Here is a 21,873-nt window from a genome sequence, read left to right on the forward strand (position 1 = left end):
AGTCACCCAGACTCGCAGGACCAGTACTTGGGGAACACATGCGTATTCGTGCCACCGTCATCGCCGCGGCCTCCGGCGCACTGGCGCTCTCCGCCTTCGCCGCACCGGCCTCCCAGGCCGCGCAGCAGGACGGCGCCCACGCCGCGATCGCGCACCTGACCGGTGCCGTGCAGGACATCGCGAAGGACCACGCGGCCCCGGCCGCGCCCTCTCTGAAGCGTTCGGCGCTCGCGGCGGCGGCCAACAAGCCCGCCGTGATCACCAAGGCCTCCGTGAACGGCGGCAAGCCGATCGTCGTCACCGCGACGGAGACCAAGAGCAGGAAGGTGCCGTTCTCGGTCACCGCCACCGACGCGTCGGGTGTCGCGGTCGCCGTGGTCGGCCTCTGGTCGGGTACGAACGCCGACTCGTTCGACCCGGACCCCAACTCGGTCGCCTGCAAGGTCGTCAACAAGACCACGACGACCTGCACCGGCATCGTCACGATCAAGCCCACCCAGCTGAAGAACGCCGACGCCACGTCCTGGAACGTGCTCGCGCTGGCGTACGGCAACGACGACGACATCGACGTGGACGAGCCCGGCCTGGACGAGTCCGCGTCCAAGGTCAAGTTCCAGCGCGCCTCCCAGCTGACGGTCGACGCCACCCCGGAGCCCGTCAAGAAGGGCAAGACCGTCACGGTCACCGGCAAGCTGTCGCGCGCCAACTGGGAGACCAACAAGAACGCGGGCTACGGCACCCAGTCGGTGAAGCTCCAGTTCAAGAAGAAGTCCGCCACCGCCTACACCACGGTGAAGACGGTCAAGACGTCCTCCACCGGCACCCTCAAGACCACGGTCACGGCCTCGGTCGACGGCTCCTACCGCTGGAGTTTCGCCGGTACGGCCACGACCCCGGCGGTCAGCGCGACGGGCGACGCGATCGACGTGAAGTAGTCCGGCCCCCAGGGCCTGTCCTGATCGCCCCCAGCACGCCGGGGCAGTTGGCGATCTTCGCAAAACCTTCGCGCGTGTGTACAACCATCGGTTCGGCTTGCGGGTCTGGTGTGTGGGTCATCAGACCCGCACACTTCCACGGGGAGTAAACACATATGCGTATTCGCGCCACCGTCGCCGTCGTGTCCGGCGCCCTGGCCCTGTCCGCCCTCGCGATCCCGGCCTCGCAGGCCTCCCAGGCGTCGCCGTCCCGTGGCGACTTCCCGGTGAGCGACCGTTACGGTTTCTCGGCGGAGCAGCGCGCGGGGCTTCCGAAGGCGGGACAGCGCTCGCTCGCGGCGAAGGCCGCCGTTCCGGTCATCAGCAAGATCGTCATCAACGGCGGCAAGCCGATCGTGGTCGGCACCACCAACAGCAAGAAGGTGGCGATCTCCGTCACCGCGACGGACGACTCCGGCATCGACGGGTTCTCCACCATCATCTGGCGTGGCACGTCCCCGGAAAACCCCATCTACGCCTTCTACCAGAACGAGAAGTCCGCCACCTGCAAGGCGGCCGGCGCCACCACGTCCACCTGCTCCCTCACGGTGACGGTTCCCTCCGAGGAACTGATCAACGAGGACGCGACGACCTGGAAGGTCGGCGCCTGGGTGACCTCGAAGGACGGCGAGGACACCAAGGTCGACGCGTTCGGCACCGTGAAGATCCAGCGGGCTTCGCAGCTGACGGTCAACGCCGCCCCCGAGCCCGTGAAGAAGAACGGGACCGTCACGGTCACGGGCAAGCTGTCGCGTGCGAACTGGGACACCGGGAAGTACGCCGGCTACTCGACGCAGTCGGTCATCCTCCAGTTCCGCAAGAAGACCAGCACGGCGTACACCAACGTCAAGGGCGTCAAGACGTCCACGACCGGCACGCTCAAGACGACGACCAAGGCGACGGTCGACGGCTACTACCGGTGGAGCTTCGTCGGTACGGCCACGACCCCCGCGATCAACGTCGCCGGTGACTACGTCGACGTGAAGTAGTCCTCGGAGCAGTGACGTGAGAGGCCCGTCCCGGACATCCGTCCGGGGCGGGCCTCTTCGCTTCGTCCGCTTCGTGTGCTTCCTCGTTACGCCGCCGCCGTCACCGCCTGGTGGAAATGCCGGTCCACCCACCGCCACGCCACCTCCAGCAGCACCGCCCCCACCACCGCGATCGCCACCGCCGCCCACGGCAGCGTCGTCCCCACCAGTTTCAGCGCGAAGAAGTGCTGAAGCGACGGCACCCCGAGCACCACCAGGAACGCGACCACCATCGACACCACCAGCAACAGCCGCCACCACGTGTACGGGCGGGCGATGATCGCCAGGACCCAGATCGAGACCAGGAACAGGGTCAGCGTCGCCACGCTCGTCTCCGCCCGGAGCGAGCCGGGGCCGCTGTAGTAGCCGCGCGCCAGCATGTACGTCGCGAACGTCGTCGCCGCCGCGATGACCCCGCTGGGCGCCGAGTACCGCATGACCCGCCGTACGAAATGCCGTCTCGCGCGCTCCTTGTTCGGCGCCAGCGCCAGGAAGAACGCCGGGATGCCGATCGTCAGCGTCGACAGCAGCGTCAGGTGCCGGGGCAGGAACGGGTACTCCACCTGGAAGCACGCCACCAGGATCGCGATCAGCACGGAGTAGACCGTCTTCGTCAGGAAGAGCGTCGCCACCCGCGTGATGTTGCCGATCACCCGGCGCCCCTCCGCCACCACCGACGGCAGCGACGCGAAGCTGTTGTCGAGCAGCACGATCTGGGCGACGGCCCGCGTTGCCTCGGAGCCCGACCCCATCGCGACCCCGATGTCCGCGTCCTTCAGGGCGAGGACGTCGTTGACGCCGTCCCCCGTCATCGCGACCGTGTGGCCACGCGCCTGGAGCGCGCCGACCATCTCCCGCTTCTGCTGCGGGGTGACCCGGCCGAAGACCGTGCCCGCCTCGATCGCGTCGGCCATCTCCTCCGGGTCGGTGGGGAGTTGGCGGGCGTCGACCGTGTGCTCCGCACCCGGGAGGCCGAGCTTCGCGGCCACCGCGCCGACCGAGACCGCGTTGTCGCCGGAGATGACCTTGGCGGCGACCCGCTGGTCGGCGAAGTACCGGAGGGTGTCCGCCGCGTCGGGCCTCAGCCGCTGCTCCAGGACGACAAGAGCGGTCGCCTTCGCGCCGACCGCGACGTCGGGGGCGGTGAGCCCGGCCGCGGCCGCGTCCCCCGCCACCCGCGCCAGCAGCAGCACCCGCAGCCCCTGCTCGTTGAGCTGGTCGATCTCCGCCAGTGCCGGATCCCCGTCCGGCAGCAGTACGTCCGGGGCGCCCAGCAGCCACCCCGAGACCCCGCCGTCCCCCTCGTCGAAGGCCGCCCCGCTGTACTTCCGCGCCGAGGAGAAGGGCAGCGCCTCCGTCGCCTTCCAGGGCGCCCTGCCGTCCTGGTAGGCGTCCACGATCGCCTGGAGACTGGCGTTGGGCCGGGGGTCGGACGCCCCGATCGCGCCGAGGACCCGCCGTACGTACGACTCGTCCGCATCGCCCAGCGGCCGCAACTCGCTCACGAACATCCCGCCCTCGGTGAGCGTCCCCGTCTTGTCGAGGCAGACGACGTCGACGCGCGCGAGCCCCTCGATCGCGGGCAGTTCCTGTACGAGCGCCTGGCGGCGGCCCAGCCGTACGACCCCGATCGCGAAGGCGACCGACGTCAGCAGGACCAGGCCCTCCGGGATCATCGGCACGATGCCGCCGATGGTCCTGGCCAGGGAGTCCTTGAAGTTGTTCCGGTTGACGACGAGTTGGCTGATGATCAGGCCGGCCGCGGTCGGGATCATCATCCACGTCACGTACTTGAGGATGGTGCTGATGCCGTTACGCAGCTCCGAGTCGACCAGCGTGAACCGCGAAGCCTCCTCGGCGAGTTGGGCCGCGTACGCGTCCCGCCCGACCTTCGTGGCCCGGAACGCGCCGCCCCCCGCGACCACGAAGCTGCCCGACATCACGGGATCGCCGGGGTGTTTCAGTACGGGATCGGCCTCGCCGGTCAGCAGCGACTCGTCGATCTCCAGACTGTCCGCCTCCACCATCTCCCCGTCGACCACGACCTTGTCACCGGGGCCCAGTTCGATGAGGTCGCCGAGGACGATCTCCGAGGTGGAGAGGGCGGCGGCGACTCCGGCACGCCGGACGACGGGCTTGGCCTCCCCGATGACGGCGAGGCCGTCGAGGGTGTGCTTGGCCCGCAGCTCCTGGACGATGCCGATGCCGGTGTTGGCGATGATCACGAAGCCGAAGAGGGTGTCCTGGATCGGCGCCACGAAGAACATGACCGCCCAGAGCACCCCGATGATCAGGTTGAAGCGGGTGAAGACGTTGGCGCGGACGATGTCGGCGGTGGAGCGGCTGCTGCGGACGGGGATGTCGTTGACCTCGCCGCGGACGACCCGTTCCGCGACCTCGGCGGCGGTCAGGCCGGAGGCGCGGCGGTCGGGTGTGTCCGGGGCGTTCCGACCGTCCTGGCTGTCCTGACCGTCCTGACCGTCCTGGCTGTCCTGACCGTCCGGGGTGGGTGACGCGCCGCCGCCCGGTTCCGGGCCGTCGGTCCCACTTGTCGCCCGCCGGGCCCGCTGAGTCATGGTTCCGACGGTACGACCCGGGGGCGGCTTTTCCCGCTTGGCGGGGCGAAGATCCGGGCCTGCTCCGCGAAGATCCGACCCTGGGAGGAGACGGATGATCCTGTGGCGGTACGGATGCCCCCGACAGGCATCTTCCGCCGGGCCTCTCAGGTCCCCCGGGCCCCTCAGGTCCCGGAGGTGCCTTCCGCCGCCGCGCGCTTGAGCGCCGCGTCCCGCCCCCGTACGTACCAGATGCCGATCAGACCGAGGCCGGCGCCGGCCAGGCAGGTCCAGATCCACCACGTGTGCCCGTGATCGCTGAACCATCCGTAGAACGGCAGCTGTACGAGGAAGAGGACGAACCAGATGATCGTCCCGCCCACGACGGTGCCGACAACCGGCCCCTCCAGGGGCTCGGGCGCCTCACGCTGGGGGGATCTGGTCGGGGAACCGGTCATGGGGGCAGTGTAGGTCGGGGTTGTCCGGCCTGAGGCACCCGCCCGCCGCACATCCCTGCGACGCCCCCTACGGCACCCCGTAGAACTTCTCCGTCTCGTCCACGGCCGCCTGGAACCGTTCGTCGAAGTCGTCCCGGACGAGCGTCCTGACCACATAGTCCTGGACGCTCATCCCCCGTCTGGCGGCATGCCGCCTGAGCCGGTCGAGCAGCTCACCGTCTATCCGCAGGCTGAGCACTGTCGATCCCATGCGGTCCAGGGTCGGGGGCGGACCCGCCCCCTGGTGTCGCTTTCGACGGCATTCTCACTCGTTCGAGTGGTCTTTGCGGGCCCGTACCCCCGGTGGTATTTAGCATGAGTAATGAGTTACGCTAAATACATGCCTGATCTGTCCCACGGTGACGAGAACGACGACGCCGTGAACGCTCTCCGATCCGCCGTCATGCGGCTGGGCCGGCGACTGAAGCACCAACGTGTGGACGAGTCGCTGAGCCCCACCGAGATGTCGGTGCTCGGCACCCTCGCCCGCTGTGGCTCGGCCACCCCGGGGGAGCTGGCCCGCAAGGAGCACGTACAGCCGCCGTCGATGACCAGAATCGTCGCGTTGCTCGAAGCGAAGGGCCTGGTCAGGCTGGAGCCGCATCCCGACGACCGTCGGCAGAAGGTGGTCAGCCAGACAGAAGAGGCCGAGGCGATGCTCGAACAGAGCCGCCGCAAGCGCAACGTCTGGCTCGCTTCCCTCGCCGAGGGCCTCGACGAGGACGAATGGGCGAAGCTGCGCGCTGCCGCCCCTGTCCTGGAGAAGCTCGCCCACCTCTGATCCGCCACCGCTGACCCGCGCGCCGCAAGGAGGCGAAACCACGTTGAGTTCGGGATCCGGAGCAGACTCCGCCCCCGCACCGCAATCCGCCCACGACAGCAGTAACGGCAGTACGAGCACCACCGGCACTACCAGCACCATCAGCACGGACGCCGCCCCCACCCCCACCAAGGGCGGCACTTTCTCGTCCCTCAAGATCCGCAACTACCGGTTGTTCGCCACGGGCGCCGTGGTCTCCAACATCGGTACGTGGATGTCCCGCATCACCCAGGACTGGCTGGTCCTGAGCCTCACCGGCTCCTCGGCGGCCGTCGGTATCACGACGGCGCTCCAGTTCCTGCCGATGCTCCTCTTCGGTCTGTACGGCGGCGTCATCGCCGACCGCTACCCGAAGCGCCAGATCCTGCTGGTCACCCAGGCCGCCATGGGACTCTGCGGACTCTCCCTCGCCCTTCTGACCCTGTCCGGCCACGTCCAGGTGTGGCACGTCTACCTGATCGCGTTCCTGCTCGGCATGGTGACGGTGGTCGACAACCCGAGCCGGCAGTCGTTCGTCTCCGAGATGGTCGGCCCGAGCCAGCTGCGCAACGCCGTCAGCCTCAACTCGGCGAACTTCCAGTCGGCGCGCCTGATCGGCCCCGCCGTCGCGGGTGTGCTGATCACGACGGTCGGCAGCGGATATGCCTTCCTCCTGAACGGTCTCTCCTTCCTGGCGCCGCTCGCCGGACTGCTCCTGATGCGCCAGAGCGAGCTGTTCAAGGTCGAGCGGGTGCCGCGCGGCAAGGGACAGTTGCGGGAGGGACTGCGGTACGTACGGGGCAAGCCCGAACTCGTCGGCCCGATCGTCCTCGTCGGCTTCATCGGCACGTTCGGCTTCAACTTCCCCATCTGGCTGACGGCGTTCGCGCACGAGATCTTCCGCGGCGGGGCCGGGCTGTACTCGTTCTTCAACATCCTGATGGCGGTCGGTTCCCTGGCCGCGGCCCTCCTCGCGGCCCGCCGCCGCTCCTCGCGGCTGCGCCTGATGATCCTGGCGGGCGTGGGCTTCGGACTGCTGGAGGTCCTGGTCGCCTTCGCGCCGTCCGTGTGGCTCTTCTCGCTGCTGCTGCTGCCGATCGGGATGCTCGGCATGACGACCAACATCAGCGCGAACACCAGCGTCCAGATGGCGGCCGACCCCACGATGCGGGGCCGGGTGATGAGCCTCTACATGATGGTCTTCGTCGGCGGCACCCCGGTGGGCGGCCCGCTCCTGGGCTGGGTGACGGACACGTACGGAGCCCGCGTCGGCTTCGCGACGGGCGGCGCGGTCTCCCTGATCGCGGCGGCCACGATCGGCGTGATCCTGACCCGGGTGGTCGGCGTCCGCGTAAAGATCGACCTCCGGGGCGGCCGCCCCCACGTGGACCTCGTACCGAGAACGGCGGGGGAACGGGTGCCGGCGACGGTGTGAGGCGGCGGGGGTACGCGTGTGGCCCTGAGACGGCGGATGCCGGTCAGGGCCACGGTGGCGGATGGGGGCGCGAGGCTCAGTCGCGGGGGAAGTCCGCGGTCCTCAGCCTGAGATCGACGCTGGTACCGGTCAGGTCGATCTCGTTGCCGAATGGGACGATGAGCTCGGCGGTGTAGTCGCTGTCCTTCGGCTCCTTGTAGACGTGGCAGCGGCGGGTGTAGGGGTCGGCGATCAGGTACACCGGGACCTCGGCCGCCGCATACGCCGTCTTCTTGGGGCCGTCGGCGAGTCTGGCCACGTCCGGTGCGAATCCGTTCTGGGGGCCGGGGAAATTGATCCGCACGTCTGAGAGCACCCTGACGCCCACGCCGAACCTGTCCTCCAGGGCTCGTACCACGCGGCGGATGATTTCCCTGTGGGCGTCCTGTTGTGGCGACATGTGGATGTTCCCCCCCCCCGACAATCTCGACCTTGTAACCCTCGGGGACGGGCATCTGCTCAAGTCGTTCGAACAGCATGTCCAGAATCAGCTTTTCGCTCTCTACGACGGTCATCGTGGCGCTCCTCCCCGCTGCCGGGCAATGTGGCAGCCGCGCGGTACAACGCTGGGCGCGGTGACCGGGTTACGAGCGGGGGCTCGGCCGGGGAAGCTGGGCGTATGAGACTCTTCGCCGCCGTGTTGCCGCCTGATCACGTCGTTGCGGAACTCGCCGGTGCCGTGGGGGCGTTGCGGGAGCTTGAGCGTCGTGGTGCGGGTGCTTTGCGGTGGACCGGGGAGGCTGGGTGGCACTTCACGCTCGCCTTCATGGGGGAGGTGGACGACGCGGTGGTGCCGGAGCTGACCGAGCGGCTGGGGCGGGCCGCGTACCGTACCGAGCCCTTCTCGCTGCGCGTCCACGGCAGTGGGCACTTCGGCGGGCGGGCGCTGTGGGCCGGGGCCGCCGGGGGGCTCGACGCGTTGCGGCTCCTCGCCGAGCGGACGGATGCCGCCGCGCGGCGGGCCGGGGTGCCGATGGAGGAACACCGGCGTTATCAGCCTCACCTCACCCTGGCTCGTACGGAGCGGGAAAGAGGTGACGACGGTGCCGGGGACGGCCTGCGGCCGTACGTCGAGGCGCTGGGCGGCTTCGAAGGGACGCCTTGGGAGGTGTCCGAGCTGGCGCTCGTACGCAGCCGGTTGCCTGGGACGGCGGGGGTGGGGTGGAGGCCGGGCCAGGTTCCGCGCTACGAGACGGTCGCGCGTTGCCCGCTCGGGGCGGGCCCCGGCGGCCCCCCGGGCGAGGGTGTCGCTCCCGCCCGACGTAACCTCGACAGGTGAACCCCAAGACCCGAAACCAAATCATGGCCGGCGTGCTGGTGCTGATGTTCGTGATCGTGGCTGTCGCGGCGGCTGTCGGGGGTTAGGGCCTGTCCGCCGGACACGCCCTGGACGCCGGGCCGCCGACGACCAGGGGTACGCGGTGTCACCGCGTACCCCCACCACCGCCGACTACCAGGCGAAGGCTTCCGGCGACTCGCCGGGGCCGGGGAAGATCTCCTCCAGCGACGCCAGCACCTCGTCCGACAGCTCCAGGTCCACCGCGCGTACGGCGGACTCCAGCTGCTCCAGGGTCCGGGGCCCCGAGATCGGGCCCGTCACGCCCGGCCGGGTGAGCAGCCAGGCCAGCGCCGCCTCGCCCGGGTCGATGCCGTGCTTGTCGAGCAGGTCCTCGTACGACTGGATCTGCGCCCGGACGGCCGGGTCGGTGATCCCGCCGCCCGAACGGCCCCCGGACGCCGTGCCCTCGCGCTCCTTGCGCAGCACGCCGCCCAGCCGGCCACCGGCCAGCGGCGACCACGGGAGGACACCCAGGCCGTACTCACGTGCGGCCGGGATGACCTCCATCTCGGCGCGCCGCTCGACGAGGTTGTACAGGCACTGCTCGCTGACCAGGCCGTACGAACCGTGGCGCTGCGCCGTCTCGTTCGTCTGGGCGATCTTCCAGCCGGGGAAGTTGGACGACCCCGCGTAGAGGATCTTGCCCTGGGCTATCAGGGTGTCGATCGCCTGCCACATCTCCTCGACCGGGGTGGCACGGTCGATGTGGTGGAACTGGTAGAGGTCGATGTAGTCGGTCTGGAGCCGCTTGAGGCTGGCCTCCACCGAACGGCGGATGTTGAGGGCGGAGAGCTTGTGGTGGTTGGGCCACGCCTGGTCGCCCTCGCCCATGTACGCGTTCAGCTTGGTGGCGAGGACGACCTTGTCACGGCGGTCGCCGCCCTGGGCGAACCAGGTGCCGAGGATCTCCTCGGTACGGCCCTTGCCCGCCGTCCTGCCGTAGATGTTGGCGGTGTCGAAGAAGTTGACGCCCGCGTCGAGGGCGGCATCCATGATGGTGTGGCTGTCGGATTCGTTCGTCAGCGGGCCGAAGTTCATCGTCCCGAGGACGAGTCGGCTGACCTCGAGTCCCGTGCGTCCGAGCTGCGTGTACTTCATGTCGCACTAGCCAACGCGTTCGAGCGCACTCGAAGCAAGCCCCCGTCCGCCGCTTGACCACTCGGCGTGGTTGTACGGGCGCCGCCTCTACCGGCCCGCGAAATCGTCCAGCGCCGTCCGTACGGCGAGCCGTTCGGTGATGCTGCCCTTGTGCCCCGCGTCCTCCACGATCACCAGCCGGGCGTCCTTCCAGGCGCGCGCCAACTCCCAGGCGGTGACCAGGGGCCCGCCCAGGTCGAACCGGCCGTGGACGAGGACCCCCGGGATGCCCGCCAGCCGGTCCGCGCCGCGCAGCAGCGAACCCTCCTCCAGCCAGGCGGCGTGGGAGAAGTAGTGCGCGCAGATCCGGACGAGGGCCAGGCGGGCGGCCGGGGGCCGGTCGCTGTACGGGCGGGCCGAGCCGTGGGGTTCCTGGGAGAGCACGGCGTCCTCCCAGGCGCACCAGTCGGCCGTGGCCCGCTCCCGTACGGCGGGGTCGGGGCTTTCGGTCAACCGGGCGTAGGCGGCGAGGAGTTCGAAGAGGTCGCTGCCGGGGTCGCCTCCGGGGCTGCCTCCTGGGCCACCTCCTGGGCCACCTCCTGGGCCACCTCTTGGGCCACCTCCGAGGTGGCGTTGGCGGTGGCCTTGGTGGTGGCGTTGGAGGCCACCACCGTTCCGCTCGTCCTCCGGAACGCCGTCGCGGAAGCGTTCCCACTCCTCGGGGAAGATCCGGCCGGCGCCCCGGTACAGCCAGTCGATCTCCGAGCGGCGGGTGGTGGTGACGGCCGAGATGACGATCTCCGAGACGCGCTCGGGGTGGCGCTCGGCGTACGCGAGGATGAGTGTGGAGCCCCAGGACCCCCCGTACAGCAGCCACTTGTCGATGCCGAGGTGGACGCGCAGCCGTTCCATGTCGGCGATCAGGTGGTCGGTGGTGTTGTGCCGCAGGTCGGTGGCGGGATCGCTCGCGTGGGGGGTGCTGCGCCCGCAGTTGCGCTGGTCGAAGAGGACAACGCGGTAGCGGGCCGGGTCGAAGTACCGCCGCATGGTGGGGTTGCACCCGGACCCCGGCCCGCCATGAACGACGAGGGCGGCCTTGCCAGCCGGATTCCCACAGACCTCCCAGTAGACAAGATTCCCGTCCCCGACGTCGAGCAGCCCGTGGTCGTAGGGCTCGACGGGCGGATAGTGCGGGGAGTGCGGGTAGTGCGGGTAGTGCGGGTAGTCGGGGGATGTGGCGGGGGGTGGTGGGTTGGGGGCGGGGGTGGGCTGAGGTATGGGCTGCGGCATGGAGGTGCTCCTGCGGGCGGGGGCGGGGTGGGCGGTCCCGACCTTAGAGCGCGGGAGGGGGCGGGGCGGGGTGGGGTGGGGCGGGGTGGGGCGGTGACTGTTCGGTTGATGTGCGGGTTCGGGCCGAGGGGTAGTCGGGGGCACCCGGGTTGTGTGGTTCGGGTGGGGCCGCCCCTTGTTGTTGATTGTCGCGGGGCCGGGGTGGGCGTCAAGGGCGCTCCTGCGTCGCGTCGGCTTCGCCGATTCCACTTCGTTCCACCCTTGACGCCCACCCCGGCCCCGCTAGGGAAGGCGGAGGGGGGCGGCCCGGGGGGAGGGGTCCCCGGAGGGCCCGTCTGTGCCTGGTGTTTCGTCGCGGTCCGCGCCTTTCGGCGGGGTGTTGCGCACCACTTGAATGGGGCGGTGGCGAGTCGTCTCGGCGGCCAACCACCGTCTGTTGGCGGGTGTGCAGGCACCGTGTCTGTGGTGGGTGGGTGGTGGGGCGGTGGTGGTGGGGGGAGGCGGCTGGTCTGGCCTGTTTCGGTGGGTTGTTTGCTGTGAGAGCCCTTTAACGCAACACAGGACACAAGACCGGGCGGGAGGAGCCCCCGGGAGTCCTCAAAGCTAGGGCAATTGGTGCATTTGGCCTGGTGGGGTGTGGTGGTGGGCAGTCTTGGCGGCCGACTGCCGCCCACCGGCCCGTACGCGGGCGTCAAGCCGGAGCTGAGTGGGTGGTGGGGGCATGTGTGGTGGGTGGGGCGGTCGCCGGGCCCGTTTCGGTGGGTTGTGTGCTGTCGGAGCCCCTTAACGAAACACAGGACGCAAGACCAGGGGTAAGAGGCCCTCAGCAGGCCTCAAAGCCTGGGCGAATGGGGTGTATTGGTCACCAGGGCTGCCCGGGGCCCTGCCCGACCCCGCAGCTGACCACGGATCTCAGACACGGTGCTTGCACACCCGCCAACGGACGGTTGTCAGCCGCCGAGACGAGTGGCCACCGCCCCATTCAGGTGGTGCGCAAAGCCCCGCCGAGAGCCGAGGCCCGCGACGAAACCCCAACCGCATCCGGGGATTGTCGGGGACCCTTCCCCCGGGCCGCCCCCCCAGCCTTCCCTTGCGGTTTCGGGGCGGGTGTCAAGGGTGGAGCGCAGTGGAATCGGCGAAGCCGACGCTCCGCAGGAGCGCCCTTGACGCCCGGCCCGAAACCGCGACACTCAACCGCAAGGGGCGGCCCCACCCGAACCACACAACCCGGCCACCCCCGACTACCCCTCGGCCCGAACCCGCACCCGAAATCCCCCGCCCCCTCACCCCCCCTCACCCCCCTCCCACCCCCCCTCCCCCCTCACCGGTGTCTGACATGCAAGTGGCCCTCCAACCGAAACGGGGGGTGCGGCGCGAGTGTTCTCTCGTACACGTAGCCGGCCTTCTCGGCCACGCGGCACGAGGCCCGGTTGTCCACCTGGTGCAGCAGTTCCAGCCGGTTCACCACCGGGCTGCCAAGGGTGGTGAATGCCCACACCGTCGCCGTCTCCACCGCATGCGGCGCCACGCCGCGCCCCCGGGCCGCCGCCACGGTCCAGTAGCCGACCTCCGCCGTTTCCGAAGCGCTGGAAGCGCCCGAAGCGCCCGCCATCGGTCCCGGCCGTTTGACGACCACATGTCCGGCCAACCGCCCCTCCTCGAACACGGCGAAGCTCAGCCGCGTCCCCGTCGTCCAGCCCCGCGACCGCTCCTCCAGCCAGCGGACCGCCCCCGCCTCGCCCCTCACGGGGTTCTGCGTCGACCGGACCATCAACGGGTCGTCGTACGCCTCGATGAGGGCCGGGAGGTCCCCCTCCCGCCACGGGCGCAGCGTCAGCGCCGGGGCCGTCGCCGTGGCCGGGGCGTGGAGGATTGTCCGCGGGGCGGTCTCTCTCATTCGGTGCGTTCCAACAGCGTCCGCGCCGCCGTCAGGAACAGCGCGCAGATCTCGTCCGCGTCCGCCCCCGCCAACGGCTCCATGCGGCTGACGTCGCGGACCAGGCCGATGCCCACCAGCCACGCGAGGATCAGTTGGGCGCGCAGCGTCGCGTCCGGGGCGTCGGTCAGGGTGGAAAGCGCGCCCGCGTAGTCCGCGCCCAGTTGTTCGGCGATGGTGGCCGCCGGGCCCTCGCTGCCGAGCGAGCGCAGGAAGGTCACCAGTGTGTGGTCGCGCCGCTGGCCCGGCTCGTCGCGGAGCATGCTGCGCAGCGTGGTGTCGAGCAGCTTCTCCAGTGGTGTGGTGTCCAGTTGGGCCCGGCCCTCGCGGGCCGCCACCGCCTCGAACACCGCGGCCTTGGAGCCGAAGTAGCGGAAGATCAACGACTGGTTCGCCCCCGCGCGTTCCGCGATGTCCCGCACGGTCGTACGGGCGAAACCGCGCTCCGCGAAGAGGGTGGTGGCGGCATCGAGCAACGCCTGTCGGGTCCCGGCCGCGTCGCGGCGGCGGGGTTGTTGTTTTTCGGCCACGGTCCCTCCCAGCGCACACCGTAGCGCCCGAGCCGCCCGGGGACGGCCGTCTTGACGCCTCCCCGACGGCCTGCCTAGCGTTGTAAGCGTCTGCTTGCAAACTCCGGACAGCTACCTCAACGAGCCCATGACCAGGCTCGATAGACCGTTCGAGTGGGAGTCACCTTGAGCACACCCCCCGCAGCCGTACCCGCCTCCAGTTCCGCCCCCGCCCCCGTCCCGTACCCGTTCAACGACGGAGGGGGGCTCGGCCTCGACGACGCGTACACCGCCGCACAGGACGCCGAGGGCATGATCCGCGTCCAGTTGGCGTACGGCGAACCGGCTTGGTTGGCCACCCGTTACGCCGACGCCCGGTTCGTGCTGGGCGATCTCCGCTTCTCCCGCGCCATGTCGCTGGAGAAGGACGAACCCCGTTTCACCCCGGCCGTCATCGAGGAGAACATCCTCTCGATGGACCCGCCCCACCACACGCGGCTGCGTACCCTGGTCTCCCGCGCCTTCACCAAGCACCAGGTGGAAGGATTACGGCCGTGGGTGAGGCAGTTGACCGGCGAACTGCTCGACGGGCTGCTCGCGCGCGGCGGTACGGCCGACCTGGTCGAGGAGTTCGCGCTCCCGCTGCCCGTCGCCGTCATCTGCGAACTGCTCGGTGTACCGGCCGGCGACCGGCCCAAGTTCCGCGCCTGGAGCGACGCGGCCCTCTCGACCAGCATCCTCGACGCGGAGGAGCAGCACGCCAACCAGGTGGCCCTGCGCGCCTACATGGCGGAACACGTCGCCGCGCGCCGGGCCGATCCGCGGGACGACCTGATGTCGGCGCTCATCGAGGCCAAGGACGTCAAGGACCGGCTCACCGAGATCGAACTGGTCGACATGTGCATCGCGATCCTCATCGCCGGACACGAGACGACCGCCTCGCAGATCCCGAACTTCGTACACGTCCTGCTCGAACACCCCGAGGAATGGGCCCGGTTGGTCATCGAGCCCGAGCTGATCCCCACCGCCGTCGAGGAGTTGATGCGGTTCATCCCGCTCGGTGTGGCCGGGGGATTCGCCCGGTACGCCACCGAGGACATCGAGGTCGGCGGGGTCCTGGTCCGCAAGGGCGAGCCCGTCCTCGTCGCGATCGGCCCGGCCAACCGGGACCCGCGCCGGTTCGAGAATCCGCACGAGGTACGGCTGGACCGCAAGGCGAACCAGCACCTCGGCTTCGGACACGGCGTGCACCACTGCCTGGGCGCGCAGCTCGCCCGGCTCGAACTCCACGAGGCGCTGCACGCCCTGGTGACGAAGATGCCCGGGCTGCGGGTGGTGGGGGAGATCGAGTGGAAGGACCAGATGATCGTGCGCGCCCCGCGCCGGATGACGGTGGGGTGGTGACGGCATGACCTGGCACCTTGAGGTGGACGAACACGCCTGTATCGGCTCGGGGATGTGCGCCGCGCTCGCCCCCGACCGGTTCGAGCTGGACAGCGCGACGGCGGCGGTGGTGCCGGGCGCGGCGGAGGCGGACCCGGCGGAGGTGCTGCTGGACGCCGCCGACTCGTGCCCGGCGGTCGCCATCACGGTGACGGACACGGCCTCGGGGGCGGTGGTGGGGCCACGTCCCTGACCCGCACATCCTCCGTGGGCCGGACGGACGGGGAAGCCCGTCCGGCCCACGGGTACGACCCGGCCCACGGGTACGACCCGGCCCACGGGTACGACCACGGATATCACCCCGGCCCACGGGTACGACCCCCCTCTACCCTGGGCCGTATGAGTACCGCCCCCGCGTTCGACCCCTGGCAGCCCGCGTTCATCGCCGACCCCTACCCGGCCTACGCCGGCCTCCGCGCCCAGGGGCCCGTGACGTACTTCGAGCCGACCGGGCAGTGGCTCGTCCCGCACTACGACGACGTACGGGCCCTGCTCCGCGACCGGCGCCTCGGCCGTACGTACCTGCACCGCTTCACCCACGAGGAGTTCGGCCGCACCGCCCCGCCCGCCGCGCACGAGCCCTTCCACACCCTCAACGGCAACGGCCTCCTCGACCTCGAAGCCCCCGACCACACCCGCATCCGCCGGCTGGTCTCCCTGGCCTTCACCCCGCGTACCGTCGAGCGGCTCGCGCCCACCGTCACCCGGCTCGCGGAGGACCTGGTCGCCGGGTTCGTCGCCGACGGCGGGGGCGACCTGGTCGCCGCCGTCGCCGAGCCGCTGCCCGTCGCGGTGATCGCCGAGATGCTCGGCGTCCCGGAGGCGGACCGGCCGCTGCTGCGGCCCTGGTCGTCGGCGATCTGCGGGATGTTCGAGCTGAACCCCACCGAGGAGACGGCCCGGCGGGCGGTCGAGGCGTCGGCCGAGTTCTCCTCGTACCTGCGCGGGCTCATCGCGCGGCGCCGCCGCGACCTCGGGGACGACCTCATCAGCGCGCTCATCGCCGCCCACGACGACGAGGACCGGCTGAGCGAGCAGGAGATGATCTCCACCTGCGTGCTGCTGCTCAACGCCGGCCACGAGGCCACGGTCAACACCACCGCCAACGGCTGGTTCACCCTCTTCCGCCACCCCGCCGAAATGGCCCGCCTGCGCGCCGGCCTGCCCGGACTGCTGCCCTCCGCCGTCGAGGAGTTGCTGCGCTTCGACACCCCGCTCCAGATGTTCGAGCGGTGGGTGCTGGACGACATCGAGATCGGCGGCACGGTGATTCCGCGCGGCAGCGAGGTGGCCCTCCTCTTCGGCTCGGCCCACCGGGACCCCGCCCGCTTCGACCGACCCGACGTCCTGGACCTCGGCCGTACGGAGAACCCGCATCTGGCGTTCGGCGCCGGCATCCACTACTGCCTGGGCGCCCCGCTCGCCCGGCTCGAACTCGTCGCGTCCTTCGGGGCGTTGCTGCGCCGGGCCCCGGACCTGCGGCTGACCGCCGAGCCCGGGTGGAACCCGGGGTACGTCATCAGGGGGCTGCGGGAGCTGCTGGTGGAGGTGTGAGGTCCGTACGACCCGGTGCGGGCGCCCAGGAGGGGCGCCAGACCCGCCCGGGGAGCGGGGCCAGGCCGCCGAAGTGATCGATGACCGCCCGGAGTCCCGGGTGCGGATTCGACCGGCGGAGGAGGAGCGAGAGCGGGTACGCGAGCGTCGGATCCACCACCGGGATGCGGCGCAGGTCGTGGGAGGTCGGCCAGAGGTACCGGTCGCGCGAGCCCACGAGGGTGGCCACGTCGGCGGAGTCCGCGAGGATGTCGAGAAGCACCTCGTCGCCGAAGTTCGGCCCCGCCGCGTCGACGCGGAGGTCGAAGTCGGTGGCCAACTCGTCGTAGAACTCAGCCCATTCGCTGCCCGGCGCGATGCCAGGCACCCAGATCCGGTGCCCGCGCAGCCGGTCCGGGGCCAGGGTCCGCGCGGCGGCGAGCGGGTGCCTCGGGCCGACGAGGAGTTCCAGCGGGGAGTCGAACGCGTGGATCATCCGTACGTCGCCCGGCAGCGCGGCCGGATCGGTGACCGAGCGGAACGACGCGTCGAGGTCGCCCGCCTGCACGGCGGCGACCGCCTCGCGCGGGTCGCTGCCCCGGAGAGTCACCACGTCGAGGTCGGTTCCGGGACGTGACCGCCAGTAGTCGTGGAGGAGGACGGCCTGCGCGGACCGCAGGCCGAGAACGTCGATCCGCAGGGCGCGCGACCCCGGCCTGATCGCGGTGATCGCGCGCTCGGCACCCGTGACGAGGTTCCGGGCGTGCGGGAGGAAGGCCTGGCCGTCGAGGGTCAGCTCGACCCCTCGGGCGGTACGGGTGAACAACCGCACGCCGACTTCGCGCTCCAGGGCCGCGATCCGCTTCGACACGGCCTGTTGGGTCACGCCCAGCTCGTCGGCCGCGTGCCGCAGCTGCCCCAGTTCGGCCGCCCGGACGAACGATCGCACCGCCTCTGTATCCATGAGCGCAGCTTATGTACGCACAACTGATGGTTGTGACTCACCCGGATTCGGTTGTTTGATCCGGGGGCGGTGCGCGCGGTGTGATGCGGGGGCCCGAAGGTCGGTTGTGGTGAGGGAGGCGGGGGCGCGTGCGCGAGCGCTTGGGGTCCGATTTCGGTCGGCTGTGGTCGGCCTACGCCGTCAGTACGTACGGGACGTGGATCGCCTTCGGCGCGTATCCGCTGATCGCGGTCCAGGTGTTGGACACGTCGGCGTTCGCCGTGTCGCTCCTGGAGGCGGCCGGACTCGCCGTCGCGGCGGTGGCCGCCTTCTCGCTCGGGCCGTGGATCGAGCACCGGGCCAAGCGTCCGGTGATGATCGCCATGGACCTGGTCCGGTGCGCCGCGACGGCGAGCGTTCCGGTCGCGTACCTGCTCGGCATGTTGTCGTACGGTCAACTGCTGGTTGTCTCGGTCGTCTCCGGGACCGCGGGCATCGCCTTCACCGCCGCGTCCGGCGCGTACCTGAAACATCTCGTCCCCCGGGACCACCTCCTCATGGCGAACGGGAGATTCGAGGGCACGAGCTGGGTCGCGACGGCGGCCGGGCCGCCCCTCGGCGGTGCGCTCATCGGGCTGCTGGGCCCGGTCGTCACGGTCCTGGCCGACGCCCTCAGCTACCTGCTGTCCGCCCTCGGAATCCTCCGCATCCGGGGAGGCGATGTCGTGACACCCCGCGACCCGTCCGCCGAGCCCCGCGACCGGTCCGCCGAGCCCCGCGACCGGTCCACCGAGCCGCGCGGAGGCCGGTTCCTCGACGGCTGGCGGTTCATCCTCCGCGACCCCACGCTGAGGCGTCTGTTCCTCAACTCGATCCTGGTCGGCGGCCTCATCATGGCCACCGCCCCGCTCCTGTCCGTCCTCCTGCTGGGCCAGTATCACTTCCCGGCCTGGCAGTACGGTCTGGCCTTCGGCATCCCCGCCCTCGGCGGCTTCGTGGGCGCCCGCCTCTCCGCACGCCTCGTGACCCGCTACGGCCGGCACCGGGTGATGACCGTCTCCGGCTGGCTGCGCTCGGTGTTCCCGCTCGGGCTGGCGTTGGTCCGTCCCGGGGTCCCCGGGCTCCTCGTCGTGATCGTTGTCGAAGGGCTGCTGATCACCTGCATGGGGATCTTCAACCCGGTCTACGCGACGGAGCGCCTGCGACGCACTCCCGTCCACCGGACCGCCCAGATCCTCAGTACGTGGAGTGCCGCGAGCAAGCTGCTGCATGCCGCCCTGATGGTGATCTGGGGGATTCTCGCCACGCTCACCAGCCCGCTCGCGGCGATCACCGTGTCCGGTGTCCTGCTGCTCGGCACGCCGCTGCTGCTGCCCACCCGGGCCCATCTGTCGGCCCCTGAGCCTGTCTCTCCGGCGCCGGACGTCCGGGTCGCCTGACTGACGCACCGACCCTCCTGGGGTTGTCCGCGCGCCGATGTCAGGCCCGTGCCTCGTACGGCGCCCCCAGCCCCCACGCCTCGTACATCGCGTCCGCGAACGCCCCCGCCAGCTTGTGCTCGCCCGACGGGGCGGGATGCGTGCCGTCGTACGTGTCGCGGTGGATGTCGTACGACGGCGGGCGCGACGCCAGCAGCAGGGGCGAGCCCGCCCGGTCCAGGTCGGCGACCGCCTTCGCCAGCTGCTCGTTGAAGCGGGCGACCTCGGCGGCGAAGGCGGGGTCGGTGTCGGCGCGCACGTTCGGTATGACGGGCAGCACCACGGCCCTGACCCGGGAATTCGCCGCGCGCGCTTCGGAGAGGAACAGCCGGGCCCGCTCGGCGGTCTGGTCGCTGTCCGTGTAGAAACCGAGATCGATCAGCCCGAGCGAGATCAGCAGGATGTCGGCCCTGTGCGTGCTCACGGCATCGCGGATCAAGGGCGTGAGGTGCTGCCAGCCCTCGCCCCAGCCCGCCAGATGACGCCGGGGAAGTCCGGGGCGCCGTAGGCGTGCGAGACGGGGGCCTCGGCGAGCAGGTCGTACAACTCCGTACGCGGGCCGACGATCTCGTACGGACCGCCGAAGGACGCGTCGAGGTGCTGCCACATCCGGTAGCGCCAGGTGAAGTCGCCGGCGTGGCCGATGGTCATGGAGTCGCCGACGAACATGAAACGCATCGGGTCATCATCCCCGATCGGGACGGGATGGCAGGCTGGGGGCATGCGTTCGCTTCCGCGCCACCCTGGCCTGCGTCTTTCCGGTGTTTTCGCGGGTGTTTCCACCGTACTGCTCGGTGTGTCCACCCTGCTCGTCGGTGTGTCCGCCCTGCTCGGCATATCCGCGCCGGGTGCCTCGGCCGCCACCGCCGACGACCAGGCCCCCGACCGGAACTTCACGATCAGGGACCCGCGCATCACCGAGTCCAGCGGTCTGGCGGCGAGCCGCGCCCACCCCGGCGTCTACTGGACCCACAACGACAGCGACGACGGACCGTACGTCTACGCGGTCGACTCCAGGACCGGTGAGACGGTCGCCACGATCACCCTCCGGGGCGTCGGCGACCCGCGCGACGTGGAGGCGATCTCGGTCGGGCCCGACGGCGATGTGTACGTCGGAGACATCGGGGACAACCTGGGCGGCAGCTGGGACCACGTGTGGATCTACCGCTTCCCGGAGCCGGAGCAGCTCAAGGACGCGACCGTCCGGGCCACCCAGTTCACGGTGAAGTACGCCGACGGGCCGCGCGACGCCGAGGCGTTGATGGTCGACCCGAAGACCGGGCGGGTCTACATCGCCTCGAAGAACGAGGACGGCGGCGGGCTGTACGAGGGTCCGGCGCGGCTGACCGCGACGGGGACCAACGTCTTCCGGCGGATCGGGGAGGTGCCGTGGGTGACGGACGGCGCGTTCTCGCCGGACGGCAAGGAGCTGGTGCTGCGCTCGTACTTCAGCGCGCGCGGGTACGCCTGGAAGAACGGCCGGCTGGGCGCCGACCACCGCGTGCGCGCGCCCATCCAGGGGCAGGCCGAGTCGGTGACGTACACGGCGGACGGCAGCGCGCTGATGTTCGGCTCCGAGGGCGGGGAGAGCGGGGTGGAGCGGGTGGACCTGGACAAGGACTCCGGCGGCTCGTCCTCGGGGAGCGGTGGTACGTCATCGGGCGGGAGCGGGGCGGCCGGGGGCCCCGGCACGGACGCCGAGGAGGGCAAGGTGACGGTCGGGGCGGTGGTGCTGGTGGGCGCGGCGGTGCTGTTCTTCGGCTTCAAGCGGCTGCGGCGCAAGGGCTGAGACCGGCCGGGCGGACGGACGGTGTGAACGGCGAGGGGCCCCGGCCGCGTGAACCGCGTACCAGGGCCCCTCGAACGCACCTTGGGAGGCTAGAGCCGCTCGATCACATAGTCGACGCAGGCCGTCAGCGCGGCCACGTCCGCCGGGTCGACCGCCGGGAACATGGCGACGCGCAGCTGGTTGCGGCCCAGCTTGCGGTACGGCTCGGTGTCCACGATGCCGTTGGCGCGCAGGGCCTTGGAGACGGCCGTCGCGTCGATCTCGTCCGCGAAGTCGATCGTGCCGATGACCTGCGAGCGCTTCGCCGGGTCGACCACGAACGGGGTGGCGTACTTGGACGCGTCGGCCCATCCGTACAGCGCGCTCGACGACGCGGCCGTGCGGCTCACCGCCCAGTCCAGACCACCCTGGGTGTTGATCCAGGTCAGCTGCTCGTTCAGCAGGAAGAGCGTGGCCAGGGCGGGGGTGTTGTACGTCTGGTTCTTGAGCGAGTTGTCGATCGCGGTCGGCAGCGAGAAGAACTCGGGGACGTGCCGGCCCGAGCCGTGCACACGCGCGGCGCGCTCCAGCGCGGCGGGCGAGAAGACGCCGATCCACAGGCCGCCGTCGGCGGCGAAGGACTTCTGCGGGGCGAAGTAGTAGACGTCCGTCTCGGTGATGTCGACCGGCAGGCCGCCCGCGCCGGAGGTCGCGTCGACCAGCACCAGCGAGCCGGCGTCGGCGCCCGCGACGCGCCGGACGGGCGCGGAGACACCGGTGGAGGTCTCGTTGTGGGTGAGGGCGTAGACGTCGACGCCCTCCTCGGCCTTCGGGTCCGGGTGCGAGCCGGGGTCGGTGGAGATGACGGTCGGCTCGGCCAGCCACGGCGCGAGCTTCGACGCCTTGGCGAACTTGGACGAGAACTCACCGAACGAGAGGTGCTGCGACTTGTTCTCGATCAGGCCGTGTGTCGCGACGTCCCAGAAGGCGGTCGAGCCGCCGTTGCCCAGGATCACCTCGTACCCGTCGGGCAGGTCGAAGAGGCTCCGCACACCGTCGCGCACCGCGCCGACCAGGTTCTTCACCGGAGCCTGGCGGTGCGAGGTGCCGAGCAGCGACGTTCCGGTGGCCGCCAGCGCGTCCACCGCCTCCGTCCGCACCTTGGAGGGGCCTGCGCCGAAACGGCCGTCGGCGGGCTTGATGTCAGCAGGAATCTGGATATCGGCCACG

Annotated in this window: 19 protein-coding genes and 2 pseudogenes; 10 read left to right on the forward strand and 11 right to left on the reverse strand. The window is 70.6% G+C overall.

Features of this window, described 5'->3' with window-relative positions:
• The first annotated feature begins 38 nt into the window (after positions 1-38).
• Both OG349_RS20970 and OG349_RS20975 read left to right on the forward strand, forming a co-directional pair.
• Positions 39-935: a calcium-binding protein gene (locus OG349_RS20970; RefSeq protein WP_327236063.1), complete on the forward strand. Its 897-nt coding sequence runs from the start codon at positions 39-41 to the stop codon at positions 933-935.
• A 155-nt stretch (positions 936-1,090) separates the two neighbouring features.
• Positions 1,091-1,963, forward strand: a complete 873-nt coding sequence (locus OG349_RS20975) for a DUF5707 domain-containing protein (RefSeq protein ID WP_327236064.1) — start codon at positions 1,091-1,093, stop codon at positions 1,961-1,963.
• A gap of 86 nt (positions 1,964-2,049) precedes the next feature.
• On the opposite strand, the gene OG349_RS20980 is transcribed toward OG349_RS20975, so the two are convergent.
• The 3 genes from OG349_RS20980 to OG349_RS20990 all read right to left on the reverse strand — a co-directional run bounded on the left by OG349_RS20980 (position 2,050) and on the right by OG349_RS20990 (position 5,265).
• On the reverse strand, positions 2,050-4,578 hold the full coding sequence (locus OG349_RS20980) for an HAD-IC family P-type ATPase (protein WP_327236065.1): 2,529 nt from the start codon (positions 4,576-4,578) through the stop codon (positions 2,050-2,052).
• A 164-nt stretch (positions 4,579-4,742) separates the two neighbouring features.
• A complete protein-coding gene (locus OG349_RS20985) occupies positions 4,743-5,015 on the reverse strand; it encodes a DUF2530 domain-containing protein (RefSeq protein ID WP_327236066.1) in 273 nt (90 codons plus the stop codon).
• A 67-nt stretch (positions 5,016-5,082) separates the two neighbouring features.
• Positions 5,083-5,265 (reverse strand): ribbon-helix-helix protein, CopG family, encoded by a 183-nt coding sequence (locus OG349_RS20990; protein ID WP_161309965.1) that lies wholly within the window; start codon positions 5,263-5,265, stop codon positions 5,083-5,085.
• Between the two features lie 129 nt (positions 5,266-5,394).
• Between OG349_RS20990 and OG349_RS20995 the strand changes: the two genes are divergently transcribed.
• Positions 5,395-5,835 (forward strand): MarR family winged helix-turn-helix transcriptional regulator, encoded by a 441-nt coding sequence (locus OG349_RS20995; protein WP_167031570.1) that lies wholly within the window; start codon positions 5,395-5,397, stop codon positions 5,833-5,835.
• A gap of 139 nt (positions 5,836-5,974) precedes the next feature.
• The gene (locus OG349_RS21000; RefSeq protein WP_442806405.1) at positions 5,975-7,288 is read left to right on the forward strand and encodes an MFS transporter; all 1,314 of its coding nucleotides are present in this window, start codon (positions 5,975-5,977) and stop codon (positions 7,286-7,288) included.
• A 76-nt stretch (positions 7,289-7,364) separates the two neighbouring features.
• Here the strand turns inward: OG349_RS21000 and OG349_RS21005 are convergent.
• A pseudogene (locus OG349_RS21005) lies at positions 7,365-7,842 on the reverse strand (Uma2 family endonuclease).
• 104 nt (positions 7,843-7,946) lie between these two features.
• Between OG349_RS21005 and thpR the strand changes: the two are divergent.
• Positions 7,947-8,606, forward strand: coding sequence for an RNA 2',3'-cyclic phosphodiesterase (gene thpR / locus OG349_RS21010; protein ID WP_327236068.1), 660 nt, complete (start codon positions 7,947-7,949; stop codon positions 8,604-8,606).
• A gap of 171 nt (positions 8,607-8,777) precedes the next feature.
• Here thpR and OG349_RS21015 read toward each other — a convergent pair whose 3' ends face one another.
• From OG349_RS21015 to OG349_RS21030, 4 genes are all read right to left on the reverse strand, one after another.
• Positions 8,778-9,764, reverse strand: coding sequence for an aldo/keto reductase (locus tag OG349_RS21015; RefSeq protein ID WP_327236069.1), 987 nt, complete (start codon positions 9,762-9,764; stop codon positions 8,778-8,780).
• A gap of 87 nt (positions 9,765-9,851) precedes the next feature.
• Entirely contained in the window at positions 9,852-11,033 is a 1,182-nt protein-coding gene (locus OG349_RS21020; RefSeq protein WP_327236070.1) for an alpha/beta fold hydrolase, read from the reverse strand.
• Positions 11,034-12,354: 1,321 nt separating this feature from the next.
• Entirely contained in the window at positions 12,355-12,930 is a 576-nt protein-coding gene (locus OG349_RS21025) for a GNAT family N-acetyltransferase (RefSeq protein ID WP_327236071.1), read from the reverse strand.
• Positions 12,927-13,499 carry a TetR/AcrR family transcriptional regulator gene (locus OG349_RS21030; protein ID WP_327236072.1) on the reverse strand — a complete coding sequence of 191 codons (573 nt, stop codon included), beginning with the start codon at positions 13,497-13,499 and terminating at the stop codon, positions 12,927-12,929. The genes OG349_RS21025 and OG349_RS21030 overlap by 4 nt, the downstream gene beginning before the upstream one ends.
• A gap of 165 nt (positions 13,500-13,664) precedes the next feature.
• On the opposite strand from OG349_RS21030, the gene OG349_RS21035 reads away from it, so the two are divergent.
• The 3 genes from OG349_RS21035 to OG349_RS21045 all read left to right on the forward strand — a co-directional run bounded on the left by OG349_RS21035 (position 13,665) and on the right by OG349_RS21045 (position 16,475).
• Complete coding sequence (locus tag OG349_RS21035; protein ID WP_327236073.1) at positions 13,665-14,882, forward strand: cytochrome P450; 1,218 nt, start codon at positions 13,665-13,667, stop codon at positions 14,880-14,882.
• Positions 14,883-14,886: 4 nt separating this feature from the next.
• Positions 14,887-15,114, forward strand: a complete 228-nt coding sequence (locus OG349_RS21040) for a ferredoxin (RefSeq protein ID WP_327236074.1) — start codon at positions 14,887-14,889, stop codon at positions 15,112-15,114.
• A gap of 146 nt (positions 15,115-15,260) precedes the next feature.
• A complete protein-coding gene (locus OG349_RS21045) occupies positions 15,261-16,475 on the forward strand; it encodes a cytochrome P450 (RefSeq protein ID WP_327236075.1) in 1,215 nt (404 codons plus the stop codon).
• Here the strand turns inward: OG349_RS21045 and OG349_RS21050 are convergent.
• A complete protein-coding gene (locus OG349_RS21050; protein WP_327236076.1) occupies positions 16,441-17,418 on the reverse strand; it encodes a LysR family transcriptional regulator in 978 nt (325 codons plus the stop codon). The genes OG349_RS21045 and OG349_RS21050 overlap by 35 nt on opposite strands.
• 128 nt (positions 17,419-17,546) lie before the next feature.
• On the opposite strand from OG349_RS21050, the gene OG349_RS21055 reads away from it, so the two are divergent.
• Entirely contained in the window at positions 17,547-18,836 is a 1,290-nt protein-coding gene (locus OG349_RS21055) for an MFS transporter (RefSeq protein ID WP_327236077.1), read from the forward strand.
• Positions 18,837-18,876: 40 nt separating this feature from the next.
• Here OG349_RS21055 and OG349_RS21060 read toward each other — a convergent pair.
• Positions 18,877-19,553 (reverse strand): annotated as a pseudogene (locus OG349_RS21060) (GDSL-type esterase/lipase family protein).
• Between the two features lie 43 nt (positions 19,554-19,596).
• Between OG349_RS21060 and OG349_RS21065 the strand changes: the two are divergent.
• Positions 19,597-20,664: a WD40 repeat domain-containing protein gene (locus tag OG349_RS21065; RefSeq protein WP_327236078.1), complete on the forward strand. Its 1,068-nt coding sequence runs from the start codon at positions 19,597-19,599 to the stop codon at positions 20,662-20,664.
• Positions 20,665-20,753: 89 nt separating this feature from the next.
• On the opposite strand, the gene serC is transcribed toward OG349_RS21065, so the two are convergent.
• Positions 20,754-21,872, reverse strand: coding sequence for a phosphoserine transaminase (gene serC / locus OG349_RS21070; RefSeq protein WP_327236079.1), 1,119 nt, complete (start codon positions 21,870-21,872; stop codon positions 20,754-20,756).
• Position 21,873: the final 1 nt, after the last annotated feature.

Source organism: Streptomyces sp. NBC_01317 (assembly GCF_035961655.1).
GTDB lineage: Bacteria > Actinomycetota > Actinomycetes > Streptomycetales > Streptomycetaceae > Streptomyces.

Bases quoted from the DNA above. Each gene is read 5' to 3' on its own strand.
- OG349_RS20970 (WP_327236063.1), top strand. From the start codon at position 39: ATGCGTATTCGTGCCACCGTCATCGCCGCGGCCTCCGGCGCACTGGCG.
- OG349_RS20975 (WP_327236064.1), top strand. From the start codon at position 1,091: ATGCGTATTCGCGCCACCGTCGCCGTCGTGTCCGGCGCCCTGGCCCTG.
- OG349_RS20980 (WP_327236065.1), bottom strand. From the start codon at position 4,578: ATGACTCAGCGGGCCCGGCGGGCGACAAGTGGGACCGACGGCCCGGAA.
- OG349_RS20985 (WP_327236066.1), bottom strand. From the start codon at position 5,015: ATGACCGGTTCCCCGACCAGATCCCCCCAGCGTGAGGCGCCCGAGCCC.
- OG349_RS20990 (WP_161309965.1), bottom strand. From the start codon at position 5,265: ATGGGATCGACAGTGCTCAGCCTGCGGATAGACGGTGAGCTGCTCGAC.
- OG349_RS20995 (WP_167031570.1), top strand. From the start codon at position 5,395: ATGCCTGATCTGTCCCACGGTGACGAGAACGACGACGCCGTGAACGCT.
- thpR (WP_327236068.1), top strand. From the start codon at position 7,947: ATGAGACTCTTCGCCGCCGTGTTGCCGCCTGATCACGTCGTTGCGGAA.
- OG349_RS21015 (WP_327236069.1), bottom strand. From the start codon at position 9,764: ATGAAGTACACGCAGCTCGGACGCACGGGACTCGAGGTCAGCCGACTC.
- OG349_RS21020 (WP_327236070.1), bottom strand. From the start codon at position 11,033: ATGCCGCAGCCCATACCTCAGCCCACCCCCGCCCCCAACCCACCACCC.
- OG349_RS21025 (WP_327236071.1), bottom strand. From the start codon at position 12,930: ATGAGAGAGACCGCCCCGCGGACAATCCTCCACGCCCCGGCCACGGCG.
- OG349_RS21040 (WP_327236074.1), top strand. From the start codon at position 14,887: ATGACCTGGCACCTTGAGGTGGACGAACACGCCTGTATCGGCTCGGGG.
- OG349_RS21045 (WP_327236075.1), top strand. From the start codon at position 15,261: ATGAGTACCGCCCCCGCGTTCGACCCCTGGCAGCCCGCGTTCATCGCC.
- OG349_RS21050 (WP_327236076.1), bottom strand. From the start codon at position 17,418: ATGGATACAGAGGCGGTGCGATCGTTCGTCCGGGCGGCCGAACTGGGG.
- OG349_RS21065 (WP_327236078.1), top strand. From the start codon at position 19,597: ATGCGTTCGCTTCCGCGCCACCCTGGCCTGCGTCTTTCCGGTGTTTTC.